The sequence below is a fragment of the Arenibacter nanhaiticus genome (assembly GCF_900141935.1).
Taxonomy (GTDB): Bacteria; Bacteroidota; Bacteroidia; order Flavobacteriales; family Flavobacteriaceae; genus Arenibacter; species Arenibacter nanhaiticus.
Genome location: NZ_FQYX01000031.1, coordinates 38,492 through 44,491 on the forward strand (window position 1 = coordinate 38,492; position 6,000 = coordinate 44,491).

General features: G+C 40.4%; 5 protein-coding genes. 3 read left to right on the forward strand and 2 right to left on the reverse strand.

From position 1 onward, the window contains the following. The first annotated feature begins 17 nt into the window (after positions 1–17). Positions 18–800 carry a hypothetical protein gene (locus BUA16_RS15285; protein ID WP_072765615.1) on the forward strand — a complete coding sequence of 261 codons (783 nt, stop codon included), beginning with the start codon at positions 18–20 and terminating at the stop codon, positions 798–800. A gap of 453 nt (positions 801–1,253) precedes the next feature. Here BUA16_RS15285 and BUA16_RS15290 read toward each other — a convergent pair whose 3' ends face one another. Further along, on the reverse strand, positions 1,254–1,886 hold the full coding sequence (locus tag BUA16_RS15290) for a 7-carboxy-7-deazaguanine synthase QueE (protein WP_072765616.1): 633 nt from the start codon (positions 1,884–1,886) through the stop codon (positions 1,254–1,256). 325 nt (positions 1,887–2,211) lie between these two features. Between BUA16_RS15290 and BUA16_RS15295 the strand changes: the two genes are divergently transcribed. Together BUA16_RS15295 and BUA16_RS15300 are read left to right on the forward strand one after the other, a co-directional pair. Further along, the gene (locus BUA16_RS15295; protein WP_072765617.1) at positions 2,212–4,584 is read left to right on the forward strand and encodes a S9 family peptidase; all 2,373 of its coding nucleotides are present in this window, start codon (positions 2,212–2,214) and stop codon (positions 4,582–4,584) included. A gap of 306 nt (positions 4,585–4,890) precedes the next feature. Continuing rightward, positions 4,891–5,715, forward strand: a complete 825-nt coding sequence (locus tag BUA16_RS15300) for a hypothetical protein (RefSeq protein ID WP_072765618.1) — start codon at positions 4,891–4,893, stop codon at positions 5,713–5,715. Here the strand turns inward: BUA16_RS15300 and BUA16_RS15305 are convergent. Then, a partial coding sequence (locus tag BUA16_RS15305; protein WP_178338899.1) for a transposase occupies positions 5,716–6,000 on the reverse strand: 285 nt, incomplete at its 5' end. It abuts the gene before it with no gap.

Genomic DNA, 6,000 nt, shown 5'->3' on the forward strand with positions numbered 1-6,000 from the left:
CCTTAAAAAATATACACATGAAAAGATTCTCCTTGGTACTGCTCATTAGTTTTGTTTTCTTTTTAGCATGTTCTAAAGACACGATTAATGAACCGGTAGAAGTACAGATAGATAGAACGGCAAACCTAAAAAATGCGGGAGATTCTGCCCGCGACTTTCTATCGAGCGAGAAATTCAAAAACTTGCTTATTGAAATTGGGTATGTGAAAGGCTTTAACCCTACCCAAGAAACCATCAATAATTTTACGGCCTTTTTGGGAGAGCGCATAAACAAGGATAAGATAGATTTTGTATTTAAGGAATTGCCGTCTTCCGGCAAGGACAGTCTCAGCATACAGGAGATCGTCGATTTGGAAAAGGAACATAGGAGCTTTTATAATGACGACGACACCCTGTCCTTATATATTTATTTTTCGGACGCCCCATCGAGCGCCGATAAACCAGAAGAAGATTTGGTGACCTTGGGAGCCGTTTATAGAAACACCTCCATGGTCATTTACGAAGCTACCATCCGTAATATCGCCAACAAAAGCATCCTTTTATCCAATACGACCGTAGAAACGGCCACGCTTCATCATGAGGCCGGCCATTTATTTGGTTTGGTAGATTTAGGGAGTCCGTCTGTGAACGACCATGCAGATCCGGAAGCCGATAGCCATTGCAATATAGATGGGTGTTTAATGCGTGCCGAGCTGGAATTTGGTAGTGGGATGCGAAAAATGCTAACGGCCAAAAACGGTGCTATTCCCAATTTTGGGGTAGAATGTTTAAGAGATTTAAAAGCGAACGGCGGCAAGTAATATTTTACGGATCGCTGTCAAAAGAATCACGAAAGCCCCCGGCTGTTCCTTTCACACTGGGGGCCTGTCAGCACAGGATGCGACCTGTCCTTAGAACATGGCTACGGGAAATACTTTACGGCTTTTGAATGAGGCTTTGGGCGTTCCCTCCTACGTCGGTCGGGCTCTTGGCTATATCCCTTGCTTCGCTGCGGGGATGCCGCCGCCATCCCTAACGCGGAATAATGACAGCATCTACAAGTATATCCAGTAGTTAAGATAGCAATAGGATTGGACAGCCCTATTTAGAAATACGTATTATTAAAATGCACCCTAGGTGTATGGATGCCATTTGATATAAGGAGCTAAGAAAAGAGTACATGCCCTACAACGGATCCAGCTTCTTATCAAGACACATCAAAAAAAATAGCGGGGCTTGGCCCCGCTATTTTTTTTGATGTGTTTATAGTCCTTTTAAGGAATATTCAAATATTTATGGGTCTGCAAGGACACCTTCCATTTTGGATTTTTCATCACATAATCTACGATCCAAGGCGTAACCTTATCCTTTACGCTCCATTCTGGCTGAAGGTATAAAATACAATCTTTATTCGTTTTTGCTGCCTGTTCTTCGGCAAAAATAAAGTCGTGCTTATTATACACGATCATTTTTAGTTCGTGTGCCTTTTCATAGATAATGCCTTCTGGCAGCTTATTTTTTTTAGGCGAAAGACAGATCCAGTCCCATTGCCCAGAAAGCGGGTATGCCCCGGAGGTTTCTATATGTGTTTTTAGATTTTTCTCTTTTAAGGCCGTTGTTAAAGGCCCCATATCCCAGGTCAAGGGTTCGCCCCCGGTAATTACAATGGTATCCGAATATTTAGCGGCATTGTTTACGATATGTTCTATGCCCGTTGGCGGATGCGTTTCTGCATTCCAGCTTTCCTTTACATCACACCAGTGGCATCCTACATCACAACCTCCTACACGAATAAAATACGCGGCCGTTCCTTTGTGGAATCCCTCGCCTTGGATGGTATAGAACTCCTCCATAAGAGGAAGCATAAGTCCTTTGTCTACCAACCCTAAAATTTCATCTTTTACCATGCTGCAAAGATAGAAAATAGACCGCTGCGCCACTAGTATTTAGAAAAAAGATATTTTAAGCGCTTTTACCAAGATCCCAATGTAGGCTTAACCTTGGAAAACCTTATAAATCCAAGGAATTTTATAAATAATAATCGCCCTATCCCACCAAGTTAAAATGCTAAAAATAATACCCCACTCTCCTTTATAATACCTGTCACTTCAATAAACAGACTCCAATCTTGTAAGATCACCCAAGTTTTTGGATATTTACCCTGTTCCTTATCTTCTGTAAAGAGGGAGGAAATGACACCTTAAAACCATTTCAATTTAATAAAAAACTATCATGAGAAACCTTTGGTTCCTAAGCAGCATTCTTTTAATTAATCTTGCGGCTTGTTTTGCACAGGAAGAAAATAAATCTCCCTTATCGATAAAGGAAATTATGCAAGGAGACGATTTTGTGGGACAGCTTCCTTCTAGTCCACAATGGTCCTTAAATGGCGAAACCCTATACTTTAAATGGAACCCCGAAAAAGCTTTCAGCGACTCCCTGTACGGTTATAATGTAAAGCAAGCTCGAATTGAAAAAACGGATTTTGAAACCGAATACGCCTTGCCTAGCCCTTGGGGAGTTTTTAACAAGGATCATTCCCTAAAGATATACGCCAAGCATGGCGATATTTTTATGGTCAACCTCAAGACCAATGCCATTACACAAATTACCGATACGGAAGCTTATGAGGGCAGCCCTCATTTCACCGATCATGGTTCCAAAGTGGCCTATGTAAAAGACAATAATATGTATACTTGGGATATTTCTAGTGGCACTACCTCACAGCTCACCAAATTTAAGGCAAAGGCTACTGAAAAAAAGAAAAGCACTAAGGATGAATGGTTGTACAATGACCAATTGGAACTATTTGATGTACTGCGCAGCCGTAAGGCCAAAAAAGACGAGGCCGAGAAACTGAACAAGCGCTATGAGGCAAAAGCCCCCTTGCCCATAGACCCAGAAGGAAAATCGATCAGCAACCTAAAAATAAGTCCAGACGGAAAATACATCACCTATTTAACCATCAAACATCCTACGGCAAAAGAAGGTACTATTGTTCCCCACTTCGTTACCGAATCGGGTTATACCGAAAACCAAAACACAAGGTCTAAGGTAGGTGACGAACCTAGCGAATACGAAATGTTTGTCTACGATATTGCCAACAGAAAGGTATATCCTGTGGCACTCGACAATCTTGAAGGATTGGATTATGTGCCGGAATACACCAAGGATTACCCGGACAAACCTTATGAGAACAAGAATCGCATTGGCTATATCAGCGGCCCGGTGTGGAGCGAGGATGGCAAATATGGAGTTTTAGACATTAACACCAACGATTATAAGGATCGGTGGATAGTGCTTTTAAACCCCAGGGATGGTACGGTTAAAAACTTAGACCACCAGCACGATCAGGCTTGGATTGCAGGTCCTGGCATTGGCGGATATCGCGGTGGAGCATTAGGTTGGTTGCCAGATGACAAAACCATATGGTTCCAGTCCGAAAAAACCGGCTACTCCCATCTGTATGTTATGGATGTAACGTCTAAAAAGGCCAAGGCCCTTACTTCCGGAAAATTTGAAATTTACAATCCCGAGATTTCAAAAGACGGTTCTCGTTGGTATTTTACGGCCAATAAAAATCACCCTGGCGACCGTCAGTTTTACACCATGCCTATAGGAGGAGGGAAACTTGTTCAACTGACCCAAATGACGGGAAACAATGAGGTGGTACTGTCACCGGACGAACGCAATATGGCCATTTTGTATTCCTATTCCAACAAACCAACGGAGCTTTTTCTACAGCCCAACCCTGTTGGCAACAATAGTAGGGAATCTGCCAAACAGCTCACCTTTTCCACAACCGAGGAATTTAAGGCATACAATTGGAGAGACCCAGAAATAATAACCTTTAAGGCCCAGGATGGCGAGGCGGTTCATGCGCGTTTATATCGTCCGAATGCGGAGGTAAAGAACAATGCTGCCATTATTTTTGTCCACGGTGCCGGGTATTTACAAAACGCCCATAAATGGTGGAGCTCGTATTTTAGGGAGTTTATGTTCCACAACCTTTTGGTAGATAACGGCTATACCGTTTTAGATATCGATTACCGCGGCAGTGCCGGTTATGGTAGGGATTGGCGTACTGGCATCTACAGACACATGGGCGGAAAGGACCTTTCCGACCAAGTGGATGGGGCCCAGTATTTGGTAAATAATTTGGGGATCGACCAGGAGAAAGTAGGTATTTACGGAGGTTCTTACGGAGGATTCATCACCCTGATGGGTATGTTTACGGCTCCTGACACTTTTAAAGCAGGTGCGGCCATTAGATCTGTAGGAGACTGGGCGGCGTACAACCATGGATATACCGCTCGCATATTAAACACTCCTGCTACCGATAGTTTGGCGTTTAAAAGGAGTTCGCCCATTTATTTCGCAGACGGATTAAAAGGCGATCTATTGATCTTACACGGAATGGTCGATGACAATGTACATTTTCAGGATATGGTAAGGCTGTCACAGCGATTGATAGAACTAGAAAAACACAATTGGGAAATGGCCCTCTACCCCGTAGAAAGACATGGTTTTGTAGAGCCTAGTAGCTGGACAGATGAATATACCCGTATCTATAAACTGTTCCAACAAAGTTTGCTCAAAGATTAAAATCTACAGCAGCATATTCCCTTAGTCTTGTTTTACGGCCACCATCGCTACGCTGATGTTCGGCATCGGTAGCAAATACGCTGGCCGTAAAAGAAGAGTGGCCAAGAGTATCCAGCCCACAAACGACCTCTTTTAATTTGAAGCAGCGTTGGACAGTCTAGACAAGTACTCATAAACGACCAAGGGATTGCTTATGAGTACTTCAATATTTTTGTACGCATAAACACCTTATACTTGTTGTATATACGTACTTTTTCGATAAATTGCTTATGTTCACTAGTTGTAACAGATTTTGACCAATCGCCAATGAAAGGAATAATAACAGCCATTCTAGATACCTCAAAAGATAGATTGAAAAATCCTTTTATTGGAGCATTTGCTATTTCTTGGATAGCAATCAATTGGAAACCGATTGTAACGTTTCTATTTTCCAGCAAAACAGTAGAGAAGCGAATTGAACTGATTGAATTAAATTATGAATCGACTTGGAATATTCTTTTTTTACCGTTAATTATCGCAGGTATCTATATTATTGTCCTGCCATATTTAATGCTAATATTCGACCTGATTTCTAATAACGCTCTGAAAAAAAAAAAAAAAAAAAATCTTTTTGAACATAGATTTTACGATATCCAAGGAAGAAAAAAATTAGCAATTGGAGAAAGTGAATTAGAGGACATCAAAGCGAACTACAGAGAAAAGTCAGACCTAAATAGAAAAATTGAACAACTTAATAACAACATAGAAAAGAAAAACAAATTAATAGAAAATCTGCAATCCAAAGTAGAAACATTGAATAAAGATTATGAAAATCTAAAAAGATTTTCAACTGACTCAATGAATCTAAGTTTTACTCTTGAAGAAGAACGAGAACTTAACGAAGAATATGCAAAATTCCGAAAAGAGGATTACTCAGAATATTTTACCGAAGTTGGTTCTGAAGTAAGCCAAAATAACTCAATACCTTCTAAAATTGACAAAATAATTATTGAGAAATACCTTTATGCTGATATTATTAAAAAGATAATTGATAAAGAAGAACAATCTATCAATTATGTATTTACTGAGTCTATCCAAAATTTTGTGTTTTTGAAAAATAATTTCAAAATTCATAGGTTTAAAATAATTTGATTATAACCTATTTGGAAAACAAATATACAATTGATTGTAAATTTGCCCCCACTTAGATCTTGTTTTCTTCCATTTCTTACTGATGCTTTGAGCTGCTAAGTATATAGATTTAAGAGCTGCATCATCGTTAGGGAAGACCTTTTTATTGCGCGTATATTTTCTTAAACTGGCATTGAAGCTCTCAATAATGTTGGTCGTGTAGATGAGTTTCCTGATCTCTTTGGGATAGCTTAAAAAAGCCGTTAGGTTATCCCAGTTATTTTCCCAGGATTGAACGGCGGCTAG

Coding starts and splice junctions, on each gene's coding strand:
- BUA16_RS15300 (WP_072765618.1), top strand. CDS start 4,891: ATGAAAGGAATAATAACAGCCATTCTAGATACCTCAAAAGATAGATTG.
- BUA16_RS15295 (WP_072765617.1), top strand. CDS start 2,212: ATGAGAAACCTTTGGTTCCTAAGCAGCATTCTTTTAATTAATCTTGCG.
- BUA16_RS15290 (WP_072765616.1), bottom strand. CDS start 1,886: ATGGTAAAAGATGAAATTTTAGGGTTGGTAGACAAAGGACTTATGCTT.
- BUA16_RS15285 (WP_072765615.1), top strand. CDS start 18: ATGAAAAGATTCTCCTTGGTACTGCTCATTAGTTTTGTTTTCTTTTTA.